19 protein-coding genes and 2 tRNA genes are annotated in these 19,880 nt (G+C 72.3%); 11 read left to right on the forward strand and 10 right to left on the reverse strand.

Features of this window, described 5'->3' with window-relative positions:
- Positions 1-17: 17 nt before the first annotated feature.
- Complete coding sequence (locus FE251_RS04500; protein ID WP_139072054.1) at positions 18-344, forward strand: MGMT family protein; 327 nt, start codon at positions 18-20, stop codon at positions 342-344.
- The gene (locus FE251_RS04505) at positions 337-1,245 is read left to right on the forward strand and encodes an Fpg/Nei family DNA glycosylase (RefSeq protein WP_139948090.1); all 909 of its coding nucleotides are present in this window, start codon (positions 337-339) and stop codon (positions 1,243-1,245) included. Before FE251_RS04500 ends, FE251_RS04505 begins: the two co-directional genes overlap by 8 nt.
- A gap of 25 nt (positions 1,246-1,270) precedes the next feature.
- Here the strand turns inward: FE251_RS04505 and FE251_RS04510 are convergent, their stop codons facing one another.
- Positions 1,271-2,149 (reverse strand): NmrA family NAD(P)-binding protein, encoded by an 879-nt coding sequence (locus FE251_RS04510; RefSeq protein WP_139948092.1) that lies wholly within the window; start codon positions 2,147-2,149, stop codon positions 1,271-1,273.
- Positions 2,150-2,291: 142 nt separating this feature from the next.
- On the opposite strand from FE251_RS04510, the gene FE251_RS04515 reads away from it, so the two are divergent.
- Positions 2,292-3,251 carry an AraC family transcriptional regulator gene (locus tag FE251_RS04515; protein WP_139072057.1) on the forward strand — a complete coding sequence of 320 codons (960 nt, stop codon included), beginning with the start codon at positions 2,292-2,294 and terminating at the stop codon, positions 3,249-3,251.
- Here FE251_RS04515 and epsC read toward each other — a convergent pair.
- The 5 genes from epsC to FE251_RS04540 all read right to left on the reverse strand — a co-directional run bounded on the left by epsC (position 3,224) and on the right by FE251_RS04540 (position 7,402).
- Positions 3,224-3,778 (reverse strand): serine O-acetyltransferase EpsC, encoded by a 555-nt coding sequence (gene epsC / locus FE251_RS04520; RefSeq protein WP_407925283.1) that lies wholly within the window; start codon positions 3,776-3,778, stop codon positions 3,224-3,226. The two genes, FE251_RS04515 and epsC, sit on opposite strands and share 28 nt — an antisense overlap.
- Positions 3,779-3,806: 28 nt before the next feature.
- On the reverse strand, positions 3,807-4,742 hold the full coding sequence (gene cysK, locus FE251_RS04525) for a cysteine synthase A (RefSeq protein WP_139072059.1): 936 nt from the start codon (positions 4,740-4,742) through the stop codon (positions 3,807-3,809).
- Between the two features lie 266 nt (positions 4,743-5,008).
- Positions 5,009-6,001 carry a DUF1648 domain-containing protein gene (locus FE251_RS04530; protein ID WP_139948094.1) on the reverse strand — a complete coding sequence of 331 codons (993 nt, stop codon included), beginning with the start codon at positions 5,999-6,001 and terminating at the stop codon, positions 5,009-5,011.
- The gene (locus FE251_RS04535; protein WP_139948096.1) at positions 5,998-6,354 is read right to left on the reverse strand and encodes a GntR family transcriptional regulator; all 357 of its coding nucleotides are present in this window, start codon (positions 6,352-6,354) and stop codon (positions 5,998-6,000) included. Before FE251_RS04535 ends, FE251_RS04530 begins: the two co-directional genes overlap by 4 nt.
- A 415-nt stretch (positions 6,355-6,769) precedes the next feature.
- Positions 6,770-7,402, reverse strand: a complete 633-nt coding sequence (locus FE251_RS04540) for an IMPACT family protein (protein WP_139948098.1) — start codon at positions 7,400-7,402, stop codon at positions 6,770-6,772.
- A 136-nt stretch (positions 7,403-7,538) separates the two neighbouring features.
- Here FE251_RS04540 and rpmF point away from each other — a divergent pair, with 136 nt between their 5' ends.
- Entirely contained in the window at positions 7,539-7,706 is a 168-nt protein-coding gene (gene rpmF / locus FE251_RS04545) for a 50S ribosomal protein L32 (protein ID WP_139072061.1), read from the forward strand.
- Positions 7,707-7,730: 24 nt separating this feature from the next.
- Here the strand turns inward: rpmF and FE251_RS04550 are convergent, their stop codons facing one another.
- Together FE251_RS04550 and FE251_RS04555 are read right to left on the reverse strand one after the other, a co-directional pair.
- Positions 7,731-8,657 carry an alpha/beta fold hydrolase gene (locus FE251_RS04550; RefSeq protein ID WP_139948100.1) on the reverse strand — a complete coding sequence of 309 codons (927 nt, stop codon included), beginning with the start codon at positions 8,655-8,657 and terminating at the stop codon, positions 7,731-7,733.
- Positions 8,658-8,724: 67 nt separating this feature from the next.
- Positions 8,725-8,795 (reverse strand) — tRNA-Gly (locus FE251_RS04555).
- A 76-nt stretch (positions 8,796-8,871) separates the two neighbouring features.
- Between FE251_RS04555 and FE251_RS04560 the strand changes: the two genes are divergently transcribed.
- From FE251_RS04560 to FE251_RS04590, 7 genes are all read left to right on the forward strand, one after another.
- Positions 8,872-8,945 (forward strand) — tRNA-Pro (locus FE251_RS04560).
- Positions 8,946-9,152: 207 nt separating this feature from the next.
- A complete protein-coding gene (tig, locus tag FE251_RS04565) occupies positions 9,153-10,604 on the forward strand; it encodes a trigger factor (RefSeq protein WP_139948102.1) in 1,452 nt (483 codons plus the stop codon).
- Between the two features lie 89 nt (positions 10,605-10,693).
- Positions 10,694-11,407, forward strand: coding sequence for an ATP-dependent Clp protease proteolytic subunit (locus FE251_RS04570; RefSeq protein ID WP_139072103.1), 714 nt, complete (start codon positions 10,694-10,696; stop codon positions 11,405-11,407).
- 31 nt (positions 11,408-11,438) lie between these two features.
- Positions 11,439-12,143, forward strand: coding sequence for an ATP-dependent Clp protease proteolytic subunit (locus FE251_RS04575; protein WP_139072064.1), 705 nt, complete (start codon positions 11,439-11,441; stop codon positions 12,141-12,143).
- Positions 12,144-12,278: 135 nt separating this feature from the next.
- Positions 12,279-13,550: an ATP-dependent Clp protease ATP-binding subunit ClpX gene (gene clpX / locus FE251_RS04580; RefSeq protein ID WP_139948104.1), complete on the forward strand. Its 1,272-nt coding sequence runs from the start codon at positions 12,279-12,281 to the stop codon at positions 13,548-13,550.
- A 73-nt stretch (positions 13,551-13,623) separates the two neighbouring features.
- Positions 13,624-14,805 (forward strand): baeRF2 domain-containing protein, encoded by a 1,182-nt coding sequence (locus FE251_RS15465; protein ID WP_168202653.1) that lies wholly within the window; start codon positions 13,624-13,626, stop codon positions 14,803-14,805.
- 92 nt (positions 14,806-14,897) lie between these two features.
- Positions 14,898-15,200, forward strand: coding sequence for a chorismate mutase (locus FE251_RS04590; protein WP_139072067.1), 303 nt, complete (start codon positions 14,898-14,900; stop codon positions 15,198-15,200).
- A 9-nt stretch (positions 15,201-15,209) separates the two neighbouring features.
- Here the strand turns inward: FE251_RS04590 and FE251_RS04595 are convergent, their stop codons facing one another.
- Entirely contained in the window at positions 15,210-16,973 is a 1,764-nt protein-coding gene (locus tag FE251_RS04595; protein WP_230976549.1) for an AMP-dependent synthetase/ligase, read from the reverse strand.
- Between the two features lie 105 nt (positions 16,974-17,078).
- Positions 17,079-19,787 carry a valine--tRNA ligase gene (valS, locus tag FE251_RS04600; RefSeq protein WP_139948106.1) on the reverse strand — a complete coding sequence of 903 codons (2,709 nt, stop codon included), beginning with the start codon at positions 19,785-19,787 and terminating at the stop codon, positions 17,079-17,081.
- Positions 19,788-19,880 lie beyond the last annotated feature (93 nt).

Raw genomic sequence — 19,880 nt, forward strand, 5'->3', positions numbered from 1 at the left:
GAGCGGTTTTTGGGACAATGGCGGGCGTGACCGACTGGAGCGAGCTCGTCCTCGACGTCGCCGAGGACGTCCCACCCGGTCGTGCCACGACGTACGGCCTCGTCTCGGAGGCCGCGCGGGCGCGCACCGGCCAGGGCTCGGCGCGGTCGGTCGGCGCGGTCATGGCGCGCGAGGGCGGTTCCGTCGCCTGGTGGCGGGTCGTCCGCGCCGACGGGTCGCTGCCCAGCCACCTCGCCGCCCGCGCCGCCGAGCACTACGCCGCGGAGGGGACGCCGCTGCGTCCCGGTGGCGCCGTCGACCTCACCCGCGCCCTGTGGGACCCCGTGGAGGAGCTCCATGCCTGAAGGCCACTCGATCCACCGGCTCGCGCTCGCGTTCGACGAGCTGCTCCACGGGCAGCGGCTGGAGGTGAGCTCACCCCAGGGCCGCTTCGCCGCGGGCGCCGCGCTGCTCGACGGGCACCGGCTCGTCGCCACCGACGCCCACGGCAAGCACCTGTTCCTCGGCTTCGCGGCCGGCGACGACGCGGCAGCCGAGGAGCTGCGCTGGCTGCGCGTGCACCTCGGGCTGGCCGGCTCGTGGACCTTCGCCGGCGACTCGACGTTCCACGCCCCGCACGCCATCGGCGCGCCCCGGCGCCGCGTCGCGGAGGAGGAGACGCCACTGTCCGGCGAGAGCACGGAGGTGGCCCCGGACGACTGGCAGCCGCCCGAGCCGCCAGGGGCCGTGCGCGTCCGGCTGCTCGGTGAGCACGGCGTCGCCGACCTCACCGGCCCCGCCGCGTGCGAGGTGGTGACGCCGGAGGAGAAGGCGGCGGTCCAGGCCCGGCTCGGCCCCGACCCGCTGCGCACCGACGGGGACCCCGAGGTGTTCGTCGCGGACGTCCGGCGCCGGGCGCGGCCGGTGGGCGAGCTCCTCATGGACCAGGCGGTCATCGCCGGCGTCGGCAACATCTACCGGGCCGAGGCGCTCTACCGGGCGCGACTCCACCCGCGTCGCCTCGGCAGGACCGTCTCGGCGGCCAAGCTGCGCGGCATGTGGGCCGACCTCGCGGTGCTCATGGCCGACGGCGTGGCCACCGGCCGCATCGTCACCACCGAGGCGGAGGACCGGCAGGAGGAGGACGACCGGTGGTACGTCTACCACCGCTCGGGCCGCCCCTGCCTGCGCTGCGGCACCCGGGTGACCGAGGACGTCATGGGTGCGCGGCGGGTGTTCTGGTGCCCGCGCGAGCAGCGCCGCTGAGCCCTGCGGTCCCGCCCGCGCCCACTCAGCCCTGGGGGACGGGCGCCGCGGCGACGAGCGCGGCGACCGTGTCCTCCAGCGGCGTGGTGAGCCGCACGGTGCGCCCGCCGCGCGGGGCGAGCAGCCCCTGCTCGTCGGCCCGGTAGAGCTCGGCGAGGCTCTCGGCCACGGGCATCGGCAGACCGGTCGCCGCGAGCGTGGGCGCCCACGCCTCCTCGGGCAGCGGGACGACGGCGAGCTCGCGGCCCAGTGCCGCGCCGAGCACCGCCGCCACCTCCCGCTCGGTGTACTCCGGCCCGAGGACGTCGACGACCTCGTCCGCCGCCGCCGGCGCGAGGAGGGTGCGGGCGACGACGACGCCGAGGTCGCGGGTGGCGCCCATGGGGTGCGGGACGTCGGCGGACGCGGCGAAGACCGGGTAGACGCCCTCGGCGCGCGCGACGTCGAGGACGTCACCGACCTTCTCCTGGAAGTGCCCCGAGCGCAGCGCGCTGACCCGTGCGCCGGTCGCCCGCAGCGACTCCTCGAGGACGTGGAGCCCTGCGATCGGCCCCGTCCCGCCCGGCAGGTCGGCCCCGCCGGAGGACAGGACGACGACGTGCGGCACACCCGCCCGCCGCACGGCGCCCGCCGTCGCGCCGGCGACGGCCCGGGCGTCCGTGGCACCGTCCTCGACGGTGAGGTCGAAGGGCAGCAGGGCGAACAGCCCGGTGCACCCGGTGAGGGCCTCGGCCAGCGCCTCCTCGTCGTGCAGGTCGACGAGCCGTGCCTGCGCGCCGCGTGCCTCCCACGCGGCGGCGGCCTCGGGACGGCGGACGAGGACGCGCACGGGCCGGCCCGCGCGCAAGAGGTGGTCCGCGGCAGCGGACCCGACACGTCCGCTGGCTCCGGCGATGGCGTACATGGGTGCTCCTTCGGGTCGGTGTGCCTGGATCACCGACGCTACGGAGGAGTCTGCGGAGCATCCATGCCTGTCCCTCCGCCCTTCTTGACCGTTCGTCCACTCTCAGCAGGACGTCCGGTTCGTCCGGTGTCAGACTGCGCGCATGAAGGCCACGCCCTGGCAGAGTGCCGACCGCCTCGCGCAGGCGCTGCACACTGTGCGGATGCGCGGCACGTTCTACTGCCACGCCGAGCTCACCGAACCGTGGGCGCTGGAGATGCCGGCGTTCCCTGGGACCGTGAGCTTCCACGCCATCACGGCGGGCACGTGCTGGCTGCGGGTCGACGGCGGGGAGCCGGAGGAGTTGCACGCCGGCGACCTCGCCCTCGTCCCGCACGGCCGCGGGCACGACCTCCTCAGCGACCCCGGCGTGCGCGGGGCGCGCCGCGTCGACCTGCTGCCCCAGCGCTACCTCACCGAGCACTACTCGGTGCTGCGCCACGGCGGGGGAGGGCGCCCCACCCGGCTCGTGTGCGGCGTCGTCGGCTTCGACGAGCCCGCCGCCAAGGAGCTGCTCCGGGCGCTCCCGCCGGTGCTGCGCACCAGCGAGGACGAGGGTGTGCGCGAGACGCTGCGCCTCATGGCGGGCGAGCTGTCCCGTCCCCGGCCCGGCGGGGAGGCGGTGGCGACGCGGCTGGCCGACATCCTCGTCGTCCAGGCGATCCGCGGCTGGCTCGACCGTGACCCGGGCGCCCGGCAGGGCTGGCTGCGGGCGCTGGACGACGAGCGTATCGGGCGGGTCCTGGAGGCCGTCCACGCCGACCCCGGCCACCCCTGGTCGCTCGAGCTGCTCGCCCGCACCGCGGCGATGTCGCGCTCGTCCTTCGCGGCCCGCTTCACCGCGCTCGTCGGCGAGGCGCCGATGGCCTACGTCACCCGCTGGCGGATGCGGCTGGCCCACACGCGCCTCACCGAGGACAGGACGACGGTGGCGGCGCTCGCGGCCGAGCTCGGCTACCGGTCCGAGGCGGCCTTCAGCCGCGCCTTCACCAGGATGGTGGGGCGGACCCCCGGCGCCGTGCGCCGGGGGTCGGCTCAGATGAACAGCGCCGGGTCGGCGTAGGGGTCGACCGCGGTGAGGCGCTCGCGCACCCGCCCGGGCACCCCGACGGACACCGCCCCGTCGGGCACGTCGTGCACGACGACGGCGTTGGCCCCGATCTGCGCGTCGTCGCCGACGGTGATCGGGCCGAGGACCTTGGCGCCCGCGCCGATGACGACGCGGTCCCCGATCGTCGGGTGACGCTTGCCCTTGGTCATCGACCGGCCGCCGAGCGTCGTGCCGTGGAACATGACGACGTCGTTGCCGACGACCGCCGTCTCCCCGATGACGACGCCCATGCCGTGGTCGATGAACAGCCGGCGGCCGAGCACGGCCCCCGGGTGGATCTCGATGCCCGTGAGGCCCCGGACCAGCTGCGACAGCAGCCGGGCCGGGAGCCGCAGCAACGGGCTCGCGTGCCACATGCGGTGGCACACGCGGTGGGCCCACAAGGCGTGGACACCGGGGTAGCCCAGGGCGACCTCGAGGAGCGTGCGCGCCGCGGGGTCACCGCGGCGCGCAGCCTCGAGGTCCTCCCTCAGGAGCACCCAGAAGCGAACGCTCGAGTCGTGCACCTCAGTCGGCGAACTCGCTGTAGAGCGGGGTGGAGAGGTAGCGCTCCCCGAAGCTCGGGATGACGACGACGATCGTCTTGCCCTCGGCCTCGGGGCGCGCGGCGACCTGGAGCGCAGCGTGCACGGCGGCACCGGAGGAGATGCCGACGAAGATGCCCTCCTCGGCGGTGACGCGGCGGGCCATCACGACGGACTGCTCGGCGGAGACGTCGATGACCTCGTCGTAGACGGAGGTGTCGAGGATCTCGGGGACGAAGTTCGCCCCGATGCCCTGGATCTTGTGCGGGCCGGGCTGGCCACCGTTGAGGATGGGCGACTCGGCGGGCTCGACGGCGATGATCTTGACGTCGGGCTTGCGCTCCTTGAGCACCTGGCCGACACCGGTGATGGTGCCGCCGGTGCCGATGCCGGCGACGAAGTAGTCGACCTCGCCGTCGGTGTCGTTCCAGATCTCCTCGGCGGTGGTCTGGCGGTGGATCGCCGGGTTCGCCTCGTTGGCGAACTGCCGGGCGAGGATCGCGCCCTCGCGCTCGGCGGCGATCTCCTCGGCCTTGGCGACCGCGCCCTTCATGCCCTCCGACCCGGGGGTGAGGACGAGCTCGGCGCCGAAGGCGCGCAGGAGCGCGCGGCGCTCCTTGCTCATCGTCTCCGGCATGGCGAGGACGACGTCGTAGCCGCGCGCCGCGCCGACCATCGCGAGAGCGATGCCGGTGTTGCCGGACGTGGCCTCGACGATGGTGCCGCCGGGGGGCAGGGCGCCGGACTGCTCGGCCGCGTTGACGATGGAGACGCCGATGCGGTCCTTGACGGAGTTGGCCGGGTTGTAGAACTCGAGCTTGGCCAGGACGGTGGCCTTGAGGCCGTCGGTGACGCGGTTGAGCCGGACGAGCGGGGTATGCCCGACGAGGGCGGTGACGTCGTCGTAGATACGTGCCATTGGGGTTCCTTCGCAGCGGAGGTACGGGGGTGGTGAGGCGGGCCACCGACGCTGGTGGCGAGGAGCGCCCGGCATACGGGCGAGCCGCACGCTAGAGCCGGGCGCTCTACTGACAGGGACGGCAGCAGCAGGTGGAGGCGGGGGCGGCGAGCACGGACATGGCTGCGGCGTCTCCTCTCACGGCTGCGCGGGGGCCGGGACACGGCCTGCTGTCGACCCTAGACCAGGCCGCGTGAACGTTCAATCGCGGACGGCCCCGGAGTTCCTCAGTGCGTGGGGTGCGTCGTGCGGGCGCGCTGGGCGTAGGTGTTGAGGACCGCCGCCCCGGTGGCGGCGTCGTCGACAGTGACGACGATGCGTCGGCCGCCCGAGCGCTCGACGGCGATGGCCTCGCCCTTGCGGACGACGACACCGACCGTGCCCGACACGGTGGTGCGCATTCCCCAGCCGCCGAACTCGGCGAACGGGTTCACCTGGGTCACCTCGGCGCGCTCGACCTCCGTAGCCGGGACGTGGAGGCGCGGCCAGCCGAGTGCGCCGCGGGCGCTGAGCCCGCGGGCGTCGACCTGGACCTGCCACGTCGTCATCGTGAGCATGAGGACGACGACCGGAGCGAGCACGACGACGGGGAAGATCATGTCCGACAGCAGCCAGAACCCGACCCCGAGGAGGACGGCGCAGGTCGCGAGCACCCACGTCGTCGTCTGGCCGATGCCGGCGACGCTGCGCACCCACACCGCCCGCTGGCCCTCGGGGAGGTCGGCGAGGAGGGCGTCGGCGGGCAGGTCACCGGTGGCGGGCTGGTCCGGGTCGCTCCCGGCGAGGGCGCCGGCGAGGGCGCCGAGCGCGACGGCGGCGACGAGGCTGACGGTCAGGCTCGCGTCGGGGGACGCGGCGTCGAACGCGGACGTGGCGTCGACCTGGACGAGGACCGTCGACAGCGTCATGCCGGCGAACAGCGTGGCCAGCCCGGTGGCGGCGCCGAGCGTCATCCGCCGCGTGAGGGCCTGGCGGCCGGTGAGGACCGACAGCGTCCCCATGATGACGAGGGAGATGGCGCTGATGACCGCCGTCGAGGTGACGAGCTCGCCGACCGACCCGGTGCGGTCCACGCCGTCGAGGCCCCAGTGGAGGGCCACGGGGTCGGGCAGGCGGGGGAGGAGGGCGGCGACGACGACCCACGCCGCCGCGGTGATCGCGACGGGCAGGAGCACCCCGAGCAGCCAGGCGCGGGCGCGGTGCGGTGGGCGAGTGGTCATGGCGTCTCCTCGGAGGTGAGCATGGCGGCGACGGCGGACAGGGGCAGGCCGAGCGCGGCGGCCTCGGTACGGACGGCCCGCAGGGCGGTGAGCAGCGGTTCGTAGTGCTCCGCCGCGTGGGCGGTGACGACGGCGCCCCTCCCGCGGCGCAGCTCGAGCAGGCCCTCGTCGCGCAGGAGCTGGTAGGCGTGCAGCACGGTGTGCTGGTTGACGTCGAGCGACTCGGCGAGCTCGCGCGCCGAGGGCAGGCGCTCACCGCTGGTGAGCTCCCCGGCGATGACCGCCTGGCGCACCTGCGTCGCGAGCTGCTCGAAGATCGGCAGCGAGCTTGAGGTGTCGATCCTGAGCAGCATAGGTTCATCATATTGCGCTACTGCAACTAGAACAACCATCCGACCGAGTGACCCGAGCAACACCCCACCTGCCCTCGCTTCCGGCCTCCCGTCCTCACCCCCTCCCGCGAGAGCGGACTTGTGCGCGACAGCGGACTTGTGCGCGAGAGCGGACTTGTGCGCCAGAGCCGACTTGCGCGCGGGAGCCGACTTGTGCGCGAGAGCGGACTTGTGCGCAAGCCGAGCCGGTGGGCGGACCCGAGCTTCGTGAGCCCGCCCGTGCCCCGAAGTAGTACTGCTGTCCTGACCGAGTCGTGGGCGTGACGAACCCTGCTGTCGCACAACTCGGCTGTCGTGCGGAAGTCCGCTCTCGTGCACAAGTCCGCTGTCGGGCGGAAGTCGGCTGTCGCGGGGGCGGGGAGGGGGAGGGGGAGGGCTACTCGGGGTGCTCGGTGAGGGTGGTGCCGGCGGGGGTGGGGGTGGCGTCGCCGCCGGTGAGGGCGGCGACGGCGGACGCGAGCGCGGCGTCGTCGTTCGTCGCGAGGGTGAGGGTGACGCGCTCGCCGTAGGCGACGTCCTCGACGGCGAAGCCAGCGGCGCGCAGCTCGGACTCGACCCGCCCGGCGTCGGCGTGGGGCAGCGCGATGCGGTGCAGCCGCGTCTCGCGCTGCACGACGACGGGCGCGACGTCCAGCGCGGCCCGCACCGCGTCGGAGTACGCCCGTACCAGTCCGCCCGTCCCGAGCTTCACCCCGCCGAAGTAGCGGACGACGACGGCGCTGAGGTCGACGAGCCCGCTGCCGCGCAGCACCTCGAGCATCGGCATGCCGGCAGTGCCGGAGGGCTCGCCGTCGTCGGAGGAGCGCTCGACGAGGTTGGCGCCCGGGATCCGCACGATGAAGGCCGAGCAGTGGTGCCGCGCATCGGGATAGGTGTGGCGTGCCTCCTCGACGAGGGCGCGCGCGGAGGCCTCGTCGTCGGCGCGCCGCAGCCAGGTGATGAAGCGCGAGCGACGGATCTCCAGCTCGGCGGTGGTGGCGTCGCCACGGGCAAGGGTGCGAACATCCATGGTGTACCCATTGTGGCCACACCGGAGCGGGGTATCTCACACCCCTCGAGGGGTGGTTGGCATTGGTCAACGTGGCCGTCGCGTGGCAACCTATATGACGGCAATCGTCTCGACCACGAAAGGAGCGGCAGGGCAGATGGCAGTTCCGAAGCGCAAGATGTCCCGTAGCAACACCCGCTCTCGCCGGTCCCAGTGGAAGGCGGAGCCCACCACGCTCCAGACCGTCCGCGTTGGGGGCCGCGAGATCCAGGTGCCCCGGCGCCTGGCCAAGGCCTACCAGAAGGGCCTGGAGTTCGCGGACTGACGAACTTCACACACGAAGCGGCCGTCACCCCGAGGGGGTGGCGGCCGTTTCGCTGTCCCGGCGGGCGAGCCAGGCGACGACGTCGTCGGGGAGGTCGCTGCCGCCGAGGGTCGCCATGTGCCCCTGCCCGGGGTAGGTGATGAGCGTGCTGAGGGCGATGCCCTCGGCGGTCTCACGGACGGCGTCGAGCGGGAAGAACTCGTCCTCCTCGCCGCACACGACGAGCGTGGGCACGGGGATCTGCGCGGGCAGGTCCCGACCGTCGAAGACCGCCTCGGCCTCCGCCTCGACGAGGAGGTCGCCCGGTGGCACGGACTGGTGGGCGAAGAAGCGCCCGGCGACGACGCCGAGGACGCGGCGCACCCAGGGCGGTGTGCGGGGCAGGACGAGCCCGAGGAACGTCGCGCCCGCCTCGGAGTCGTGCCCCGCGGCGCGCTGCCGCGCCCAGCGCACGTCGGTGTCCCGAGCCTCCTCCTCGATCCTCACCGCGGCACCGGCGAGCACCAGCGAGCCGATGAGGGCGGGGTGGCGGGCGGCGAGGTACATCGCCACGAGCCCGCCGTAGGACTCCCCGACGACGACGTCGACATGGCCGCCGAGCTCCTCGCGGATGAAGACGGCGTGGTCGTCGGCCATGTCGGCCATCGTGTGGCCCGGGGGCATGCCGCGACGCCGGGTGACGGTCCACACCGTGTAGCCGGCCTCGGCGTACCGGCCCGCGCCGCCCTCCATGAACCGGCCGAGCGGCCCGGTGGGCAGGGCGCTGCCCGGGCCGCCGGGGAGCATGAGGAGGGTCCGGGGCCCGTCGCCCACGACGAGGTACTCCATCCCGCCTGCGGAGGTGCCGGTGCGGTGCGGCGGCGGGGGGTTGCTCGCGCGGCTCGCGGCGACCACGCCACCGGCGACGGCGCCGAGCACCGCCAGCGTCACGAACGTCCTACGACCACCCATGGTCGTCCCCCTCGTCCCCTCGGAGAGACAAGTATGGCGGTCCGTTCGCACGGACCGCCAGGGTCGGAGCGGGTGACCAGAATCGAACTGGCACCATCTGCTTGGAAGGCAGAGGCTCTACCATTGAGCTACACCCGCGTGCGCCGAGTGGCGCAGGCATGAGTGTAACGCGAGGACGCGGCTCGCCTACAATCGGGGCGCGGCCGGTGGTCGACGGGATGTAGCGCAGCTTGGTAGCGCGTCCGCTTTGGGAGCGGAAGGTCGTGGGTTCGAATCCCGCCATCCCGACTCATGCGCGCGTGGTGGGCCGGACGGGCCTCGTGGTCGCGAGGTGGACGTCACCGCCCCGCGGCTCCGCGGCGTCGCGTCCCCGGCCCGCGGTGGACTACGATGGACTGCGCCTGTGCGCACGGCCGTTTGCCTACGGTCACGCCCCGCACGGCCGCACTGACCCCCGCGCGGGGCCCCATGGACCGAAGAGTGGAGAGCAACTAAGTGAAGAGCGCCGTCGAGACCCTTGAGCCGACCCGGGCCAAGCTCACCGTCGAGGTGTCGTACGAGGAGCTCAAGCCGAGCATCGACCACGCCTACTCCCACATCGGCGAGCAGGTCAACGTCCCCGGCTTCCGCAAGGGCAAGGTTCCTGCCCGCATCATCGACCAGCGCGTCGGTCGCGCCGCCGTCATCGAGCACGCCGTCAACGACGCGCTGCCGGGCCTGTACCGCGACGCGGTCGCCGAGACCGGCATCAAGCCGCTCGGCCAGCCCGAGGTCGAGGTCACCGAGGTCCCGAACGTCACCGGCCCCGTCGGCGGTCAGCTGACCTTCACCGCCGAGGTCGACGTCCGTCCGGAGGTCACCCTCCCGGACCTGTCCACCTACGAGCTCACCGTCGACACGGTCGAGGTCACCGACGAGGACGTCGAGCAGCGTCTCGAGTCCCTGCGCGAGCGCTTCGGCACCCTCGTGGGCGTCGACCGCGCCGCGGCCGAGGACGACTTCGTCTCCATCGACCTCAGCGCGACGGTCGGCGAGGAGGAGGTCGACTCCGTCACCGGCACCTCCTACCAGGTCGGCTCCGGCACCATGCTCGAGGGCCTCGACGACGCGATCACCGGCCTGTCCGCCGGCGAGACCGCGACCTTCACCTCCACCCTCGTGGGCGGCGAGCGCGCCGGTGAGGAGGCGACGGTCACCGTCACCGTCAACAGCGTCAAGGAGCGCGAGCTGCCCGCCGCGGACGACGAGTTCGCCGAGCTCGCCTCGGAGTTCGACACGATCGAGGAGCTGCGCAGCGACCTGCGCGAGCAGATCGCCAAGGACAAGAACGCCAACCGCGCCGTCGCCGCGCGCGACCTGCTCCTCGAGCGCCTGCGCGAGGAGATCGACTTCCCGCTGCCCAAGAACGCCGTGGACGCCGAGATCAAGGCGCACCTGCAGGCCGAGGGCAAGGCGGAGGACGACCCGCACGGCGAGGAGGTCCGCGAGGACACCGAGAAGGCCATGCGCGACCAGTTCATCCTCGACGAGCTCGCCGAGTCCTTCGGCGTGCAGGTCGCGCAGAACGAGCTCCTGGAGTTCCTGCTGTCGACCTCGCGCCAGTACGGCATGGACCCCAACGAGTTCATCCAGTCCGCCAGCCAGGCCGGCCAGATCCCGGTGTTCGCCGGTGAGCTCGCCCGCAACAAGGCCCTCGCGGTCGCGCTGCGCAAGGTGACCGTCCTCGACGGCGCCGGCGAGGCTGTCGACCTCTCCGAGTTCATCGGGTCCGACGAGGACGACGTCGTCGTCTCCGGCGAGAGCGCGGACTCCGGCGAGAGCGCCGACTCCGGTGAGAGCGCCGACTCGGGCGAGAGCGCCGAGAGCGCCGACTCGGGCGAGAGCGCCGACTCGGCCGACAGCGCGGACTCCGCCGAGAGTGCGGAGTCGGCGCCGAGCGCTGACTGACGTCCTGTGTCGTGCAGGGGCGGTGCCGGAGACGGCGCCGCCCCTGTGGCATAGGTGCGCCAACAGCGAAACCGCGACGGCGGCGGCAGATTCCGGTAGCCGCGCGGGTTAGTGTCCTTGAAGACCGGCGGTCGGCAGCGACCGCGCGCCGGACCCCAAACGACAACTATTGGGAGCGTGTGCACGTGAGCCAGCAGCCTCGAGGAGCCCGCGAGGGCAACAGCCTCGGCCTCAACGACTCGATCTACCAGCGACTGCTCAAGGAGCGCATCATCTGGCTCGGGACGGAGGTGCGTGACGACAACGCCAACGCCATCTGTGCCCAGATGCTGCTCCTCGCGGCCGAGGACCCCGAGCGCGACATCTACCTGTACATCAACTCCCCGGGTGGTTCCGTGACCGCCGGCATGGCGATCTACGACACCATGCAGTACGTCCAGCCCGACGTCGCGACGGTGGGCATGGGGATGGCGGCCTCGATGGGCCAGTTCCTCCTGTCCTCCGGGGCGAAGGGCAAGCGCTACGCCACCCCGCACGCCCGCGTGATGATGCACCAGCCCTCCGGCGGCATCGGTGGCACGGCGACCGACATCCGGATCAACGCCGAGCTCATCCTCCACATGAAGCGGGTCCTCGCGGAGATCACCGCCGAGCAGACGGGCAAGACCGTCGACCAGATCAACCGTGACGCCGACCGGGACCGCTGGTTCACCGCCCCCGAGGCGCTCGAGTACGGCTTCATCGACCACGTCGTCGAGTCCGCTGCCTCCGTCGCCGGCGGTGGCGGGACGACCAGCCAGTAGCGGACACCCCGACGACCATCCAGGAGCATCAGTGAGCATCGAATCCCAGTTCATGGCCCGCGCGGGACGCCTCGACGGCTCCGCGCTCGCCGGCGGTCTCGCGCCCGCCGCGCCGTCCGCGCGCTACGTGCTGCCGCAGTACGAGGAGCGCACCGCCTACGGCTACAAGCGCCAGGACCCGTACACGAAGCTCTTCGAGGACCGCATCATCTTCCTCGGGGTGCAGATCGACGACGCGTCGGCCGACGACGTCATGGCCCAGCTCCTCGTCCTCGAGAGCGCTGACCCCGACGGCATGATCACGCTGTACATCAACTCGCCCGGCGGCTCGTTCACCGCGCTCACCGCCATCTACGACACGATGCAGTTCATCAAGCCGCAGATCCAGACGGTCTGCCTGGGCCAGGCGGCCTCGGCGGCCGCGGTCCTGCTGGCCGCCGGCTCGCCCGGCAAGCGCCTCGCGCTGCCGAACTCGCGCGTGATGATCCACCAGCCGGCACTCGAGGGCGGCAGCTACGCCCAGGCCTCGGACATCGAGATCCACGCCCGCGAGGTGCTGCGCATGCGCGAGTGGCTCGAGGAGACGATCGCTAAGCACTCCGGCAAGCCGGTCGATGAGGTGCGTGAGGACATCGAGCGCGACAAGATCCTCACCGCCGCCGAGGCTCTCGAGTACGGCCTCGTGGACCAGGTGCTCCAGTCGCGCAAGGCAGAGGTCGCGGCCCTCGGGTCGTGACCACCTCCCGCCGGCCGGGCCAGTGCCCGGCCGGCGGGTGTTCTCCGCCGGTGACGCGACACTCGCCCAGCGGCGAGACACGCGGGCCCGTCATGGTGTCCAATGGAGTCAGTCCACGGGTGAAGAGGAGTGAGCATGGCACGGAGTGCTGAGGGTGCTGACCTGCTCAAGTGCTCCTTCTGCGGGAAGAGCCAGAAGCAGGTGAAGAAGCTCATCGCCGGCCCCGGCGTCTACATCTGCGACGAGTGCATCGACCTGTGCAACGAGATCATCGACGAGGAGTTCGCCGAGGCGAGCGAGATCGGCCTCGTCGACCTGCCGAAGCCGCGCGCCATCTTCGAGTTCCTCGAGCAGTACGTCATCGGCCAGGAGCCCGCCAAGCGCTCGCTCGCCGTAGCCGTCTACAACCACTACAAGCGGGTGCAGGCGGCGGAGAAGACCCCGGCCGCCGACGACGCCGTCGAGCTCGCCAAGTCCAACATCCTTCTCATCGGCCCCACCGGTACCGGCAAGACCTACCTCGCGCAGACGCTGGCGAAGATGCTCAACGTCCCGTTCGCGATCGCCGACGCGACGGCGCTCACCGAGGCCGGGTACGTCGGTGAGGACGTCGAGAACATCCTCCTCAAGCTCATCCAGGCCGCCGACTTCGACGTGAAGAAGGCCGAGAAGGGCATCATCTACATCGACGAGATCGACAAGATCGCCCGCAAGAGCGAGAACCCGTCGATCACCCGCGACGTGTCGGGAGAGGGCGTCCAGCAGGCGCTGCTCAAGATCATCGAGGGCACGACGGCGTCGGTGCCGCCCCAGGGTGGGCGCAAGCACCCGCACCAGGAGTTCCTCCAGATCGACACGTCGAACGTGCTGTTCATCGTCGCCGGTGCGTTCGCGGGACTCGAGGACATCATCACCTCGCGCACGGGCAGGGCGGGCATCGGCTTCGGTGCGACCCTGCGGTCCAAGGGCGAGGAGACCGACCCCTTCGCCGAGGTGCGCCCCGCGGACCTCCACAAGTTCGGGCTCATCCCCGAGTTCGTCGGCCGCCTGCCGATCGTCACGACCGTCTCCCCGCTCGACCGCGAGGCGCTCATCCGCATCCTCACCGAGCCGCGCAACGCGCTCGTGCGGCAGTACCAGCGGATGTTCGAGATCGACGGGGTCGAGCTCGAGTTCACCGACGACGCCCTCGAGGCGATCGCCGACCTCGGGCTGCTGCGCGGCACCGGCGCGCGCGGCCTGCGCGCGATCATGGAGGAGATCCTCCGCGAGACGATGTTCGAGGTGCCCAGCCGGGACGACGTCGGCAAGGTCGTCATCACCGCCGAGGTCGTCCAGCAGAACGTCAACCCGACCCTGGTCCCGCGTGAGAAGAAGCGTCGTCCGCCGCGCGAGAAGAGCGCCTGACCGGAGGTGCGGCCGGGCCGAAGGTGGCCCACAGTAGACAGCACTGCACGCGAGACGATGTGAGGTGCTGTGTATGCAGATCGACTGGCTCACGCGCGAGATCCCGGCAGGCGAGGACGTCGTCACCGTCACCTTCGACGCCACGCGGGACACGGAGAGCGGCTACCAGGCGGTCGTCACGCGGTGGCGTGACATTCGCCGGACACTGGAGGGCCGCGGGATCGCCTCCCGCACCCTCGACCACGTCGAGGAGCGGGTCCAGATCCCCACCCATGTGGCCGGCAAGCACGGCCGCACGATCGTCGCCGGGCCTGACGGCGTGGTGATCGACCGGGTGCTCCTCGAGCCACCGTCCGACGACCACGGGGTCGTCGGGGTGGACATCTGCTCCCTGGCCCATGTCGCCGACGGCACGGTGGTCTACCTCCTGGCCGAGATCGACCGCACGGGGGCCCACCTCACCCTGCAGCGCCGCACGGCCGTGGAGTACGAGACCGCGGACGAGTCGAGCGTGGACGGGGACCAGGACGTCATCAACAAGGTGCGCCGGGCCGGCATGGCCTCCCGGCGCCTCCAGGCGCGCGCGGAGGACTCCTGGGAACGCAACGCGGAGACGGTGGCCGTCGAGCTCGAGCGGATGGTCAACGAGCGGCGTCCCGAGCTGCTCCTCCTCACCGGGGACGTCCGGGCGGTCCCCCTCGTCCGGGAGCGGCTGGGCGCGGAGGCGGCGAGCATCGCCATGGTGCTCGACGGCGGCTCGCGGTCGGCCGGCGTCAACGAGCCCGCCTTCGAGCGGAACCTCCAGGAGGCCCTCGCGGTCTTCCGGGCGCGCCGCCGGGAGAAGGTCCTGGACCGTTTCCGGCAGGAGGAGGGCCGGGAGGGGACGGCGACGCAGAGCCTGGACGACGTCGTCGCGGCGCTGGCCCGCGGCCAGGTCGCCGAGCTCATCCTGCGCGAGGGCGTCACGGGGCAGAACTCCGCGCTGCGGCTGCGCACGGTGTGGGCCGGGGACTCCCCGCTGCAGATCGCGCCGACGCGGGCGCTCGTCGCCGACCTCGGGGTGAGCGAGCCGCACGAGGTGCGCGCCGACCTCGCGATCGGCCGGGCGGCGGCCGAGCAGGGCGCGGGCGTGACGATCGTCGACGACGCGAGCGTCGAGCTCGCCGACGGCGTCGGAGCGATCCTGCGGTGGCGCGACGCGTCCACCCCGCACGAGCACGCCTACAACATCAGCGGGGACGACACCCGTTCCTGACGGACGCGCGAGGCCCCCGTCCCCGAGAGGGGGCGGGGGCCTCGCCGTGAGATGGCGCCGGCGGGGCGCCGGGGGAGACCTAGGATCGGGGCATGAGCGAGACCATCCCGGCCGAGCTGGCCCAGGCGCGCGGCACGATCGACAACATCGATGCCGCCCTCATCCACCTGCTCGCCGAGCGCTTCAAGTGCACCCAGCGGGTGGGGCACATCAAGGCGGACCTCGGGCTGCCGGCGTCGGACCCGAACCGCGAGGCGGAGCAGATCCGGCGGCTGCGGGCACTGGCCGAGGAGGCTGGCCTGGACCCGGTGTTCGCCGAGAAGTTCCTCTCCTTCATCGTCCAGGAGGTCATCCGCCACCACGAGGCGGTGGCGGAGTCACGGCACACGTCCTGACGCGCGGCCTCAGGTGCCGTAGATGTCGTCGATCTCGGCGGCGAAGTCCCTGATGACCTTGGCGCGCTTCACCTTCTGGCTGGGCGTGAGGTAGCCGTTCTCCATCGTGAAGTCGATGGTGAGGACCTTGAACTTGCGGATGGACTCGGCCCGCGAGACCGCCTCGTTGGCGCGCGTCACCGCCCGGTCCAGGGCCGCGAGGACGCGCTCGTCGGTGGCGGCCTGGTCCACGGTCATGGGCGGCAGGTCGTGGTTGGCGAGCCAGCCGGGGAGCATCTCCGCGTCGAGCGTGATGAGCGCGCCGATGAACGGGCGGCCCTCGCCGACCACGACCACCTGGGAGACGAGCGGGTGGCCGCGCAGGCGGTCCTCGAGCATCGCGGGGGCGACGTTCTTGCCGCCCGCGGTCACGATGATCTCCTTCTTGCGGCCGGTGATGCGCAGGTAGCCGTCGGAGTCCAGCTCACCGAGGTCGCCGGTGATGAACCAGCCGTCCTCGGTGAACGCCTCGGCGGTCGCCTCCGGGTTGCCGTGGTAGGCGCGGAAGACGTGGGCACCCTTGACGAGCACCTGCCCGTCCTCGGCGATGGCGACGCTCGTGCCGGGGTAGGGCGGGCCGACCGTGCCGATCTTCACGAGGCCCGGCCGGTTGACGGTGGTCGGCGCGCCGACCTCGGTGAGGCCGTAGCCCTCGAGCACACCGACCCCGATCCCGCGGAAGAAGTGCCCGAGCCGCTCGCCCAGGGGACCGCCGCCGGAGACCGCCCAGGCGAGGTTGCCGCCCATCGCCGCCTTGATCTTCTGGTAGACGAGGCGGTCGGCCAGGGCGCGCTGCGCCTTGAGCGCCGCGGAGGGCCCCTCGGGGGTCTCCAGGGCGCGGGAGTAGGTGATCGCGACCTTCGCGCCCCAGCGGAAGACCCGCTGCTTCGCACCGCCACCCGCCTTGGCGTCGGCGGAGTTGTAGACCTTCTCGAACACCCGCGGGACGGCGAGGAGGAACGTGGGCTTGAACGCGTCGAGGTCGGCCACGAGGTTCTTCGCGTCGGGGACGTGGCCCATGGCCGCGCCGGAGTACACGCACAGGACCTGGATGAACCGTGCGAACACGTGGGCGAGCGGCATGAACAGCAGGGTGCGCTTGTCCGAGCCCCGCACGACGCCGGAGAAGTTCGGGTCGTCGCTGCCGTTGACGACGAGGTGGACGAAGTTGCCGTGCGTGAGCTCGACGCCCTTGGGGCGGCCGGTGGTGCCCGAGGTGTAGATGATCGTCGCGAGGCTGTCCATCGACGTGGCCGCCGCCCGCTCGGTGACCCGCTCGGCGGGGACGTCGGTGCCGTGGCCGATGACCGTGTCGATGGCGTCCTCGTCGAGCACGAGGACCTGCTCCAGGTGCTCGGTGCGCTCGATGAGCGGGGAGACGAGGGCGCCCATCGCACGGGTCTCGGCGAAGACGATGCGGGCCTGGGAGTTGGTGATGATCCACTCGGCCTGCTCGGCGGAGGACGTCTCGTAGATCGGCACGGGCACCGCGCCCACCGACCACGCGGCGAAGTCGAGCAGCGTCCACTCGTAGCTCGTGTGCGCCATGATCGCCACGCGGTCGCCCGGCTCGATGCCCAGGCCGATGAGGCCCTTGGCGACGGCGGTGACCTCGCCGGCGAACGTCTGCACGGTCACCGGGACGAAGCGCCCGCCCAGGGAGGCCTTGCGCTCGAAGATCACCCCGGCGGGGTCGCGGGAGAGACGGTCACTGAGCACCCACGGCAGGGACATGGAGGGCTCGAGGTGGCCGAGCCCCGGGGTACTGGATTCCGGACGTGGCGCGTTCATGGGATCTCCTCGCGGTCTGGGGCAGTGGTGGCGCCCCGGGTATGGGTCTCAGCGCTTGGCGGGCGGCTCGTCGAGCTCGTGGGCGCCGACGACGGCTCCCTCGAGGTCCGTGTGCCCGGCGATCTCGAGGTCGCCGCGGACGCGCCCGGCGGCCCGCAGGTCACCGACCGCGTGGCCGATGCGCTCGACGTCGGCGGCGGGCAGGTCCAGGCGCACCCGGGCGAAGGTCGTCCGCTGGGAGACCTTGGCCTCGGACTTCACCTTCCGCAGCGCCGCCAGGGCGCTGCCGGTGACCTGGAGCAGTGCCGGGTCCGCGTCGGGCACGGCCTGGCGCAGGGGAGCGGCGGAGGGCCACGGTGCGGTGTGCACCGACCCGCTGCGCCACCAGCTCCAGACCTCCTCGGTGGCGAAGGGCAGGAACGGGGCGAGCAGCCGCAGGACGACGTCGATGGTCACCGCGAGCGTCGTGCGCGCGGAGGTGACCTCGGTGGGCGTGAAGCCGGCCTCGGTGGTGCCGTAGGCGCGGTCCTTGACGAGCTCGAGGTAGTCGTCGCAGAACGTCCAGAAGAACGTCTCGGTGAGCTCGAGCGCGCGGGTGTGGTCGTAGCGCTCGAAGGACGTCGTCGCGCCCTCGACGACGTCGGCGAGCGCGGCGAGCAGGGACCTGTCCAGCGGCTCGGTGACGGCCGAGACGTCGAGCCGGGCGGGGATGTCCCCGCCCATCGTCAGGGCGAACTTCGAGGCGTTGAGGACCTTGATCGCCAGGCGCCGGCCGATCTTCATCTGGCCGACCTCGAAGGCGGCGTCGGTGCCCAGGCGCGCGGAGGCGGCCCAGTAGCGCACCGCGTCCGAGCCGTGCTCCTCGAGCAGGCCCATCGGGGTGACGACGTTGCCCTTGGACTTCGACATCTTCTTGCGGTCCGGGTCGAGGATCCAGCCGGAGATGGCGGCGTCGCTCCACGGCAGGCCGTCGAACTCGAGGTGCGCGCGGACGACGGTGGCGAACAGCCAGGTGCGGATGATGTCCTGGCCCTGCGGGCGCAGGTCCATCGGGTAGACGCGGGAGAAGAGGTCCTCGTCGCGCAGCCAGCCACCGGCGATCTGCGGGGTGAGCGAGGACGTCGCCCACGTGTCCATGATGTCGACCTCGCCGACGAAGCCGCCGGCCTGGCCGCGCTGCTCCTCGGTGTAGCCCGGCGGGACGTCGATGCTCGGGTCGACGGGGAGCATGTCCTGCGAGGGCGTGAGGACGCGGTCGTAGTCCGGCTCGCCGGCGTCGTCAAGGGCGTACCACACGGGGATCGGCACCCCGAAGAAGCGCTGGCGCGAGATCAGCCAGTCGCTGTTGAGGCCCTCGACCCAGTTGTTGTAGCGCACCCGCATGAAGTCGGGGTGGAAGCCCAGCTCGCGGCCGCGCTCGAGCAGCGCCTCGCGCAGGTCACGGCCCTGGGCGTCGGTGGCCGGGCGTCCGCCGTTGCGGATGTACCACTGGCGGGAGGTGACGATCTCGAGGGGCTTGTCGCCCTTCTCGAAGAAGTTGGTCTTGCGCTGGGTGGGCGTGGGCTCGCCGTCGAGGTCGCCGCTCGCGCGCAGCGCCTCGACGATCTCCTTGCGGGCGCTGAAGGTCGTCTTGCCCGCGAGCGAGTCGGTCCACAGGGCGACGGCGGAGGGCTCGGTGACCCACTCGGGCACCTCGGCGAGGAGGCGGCCGTCGCGGCGGATGACCGAGCGGGTGGGCAGGTCGAGCTCGCGCCACCACTGGACGTCGGTGAGGTCACCGAAGGTGCAGCACATCGCGATGCCGGCGCCCTTGTCCATCTCCGCGGCGGGGTGGGGGAGGACCGGCACCTCGACGCCGAAGAGCGGGGAGCGCACGGTGGTGCCGAACAGCGGCTGGTAGCGCTCGTCGTCGGGGTGGGCGATGAGGGCGACGACGGCGGGCAGCAGCTCCGGGCGGGTCGTCTCGATGTAGACCTTGCCGTCCGTCACCTGCTCCAGGCCCTCGCCGACGGCCGGGTCGGCCAGGTGGAAGGCGACCCGGTGGTAGTGGCCGGGGTAGTCGCGCGCCTCGAGCTCGGCCTGGGCGACGGCGGTCTGGAACGTGACGTCCCACAGGCCGGGGGCCGCGGCCTGGTAGGCCTCGCCGCGCGCGAGGTTGCGCAGGAACGCGGCCTGCGCGACGAGCTGGGACTCCCGCCCGATGGTCTGGTAGTGCATGGCCCAGTCGACGCTGAGGCCGAGGTGGCGCCACAGCGCCTCGAACTGCTTCTCGTCCTCCTGGGTGAGGCGCTGGCACAGCTCGACGAAGTTGCGCCGGGAGATCGGCTGCTGGTCGGCGGCCTTGACGCTCTTGCCGTCACCGCCGTCGTGCGGGGGCACGAAGTCCGGGACGTAGGGCAGCGTCGGGTCCACGCGCACGCCGTAGTAGTTCTGCACCCGGCGCTCGGTGGGCAGGCCGTTGTCGTCCCACCCCATCGGGTAGAAGACCTTCTTGCCGGTCATCCGCTTGTAGCGGGCGACGACGTCGGTGTGGGTGTAGGAGAACACGTGCCCCACGTGCAGCGAGCCGGAGACGGTCGGCGGCGGGGTGTCGATCGAGAAGACCTGCTCGCGCGTCGCCGTGCGGTCGAAGCGGTAGGTGCCCTGCTCGCTCCAGCGGGTCTCCCACTTGTCCTCGAGGCCCTCGAGGCTCACCTTGTCCGGGACGGACGGGTTGGCGAGCGGGGCGGCGGGCGTGAGGTCGTGCTCGTCGGTCATGGGACCCGATTCTTCCACGGTCCCGCCCCGCGGCGCGCAGGGGTCCTGGCGCAGCCCCGGTGACGTCGTGTGGGCCGCGGCACGGAGGGGGCG

The sequence above is a fragment of the Georgenia wutianyii genome (assembly GCF_006349365.1).
Lineage (GTDB): Bacteria > Actinomycetota > Actinomycetes > Actinomycetales > Actinomycetaceae > Oceanitalea > Oceanitalea wutianyii.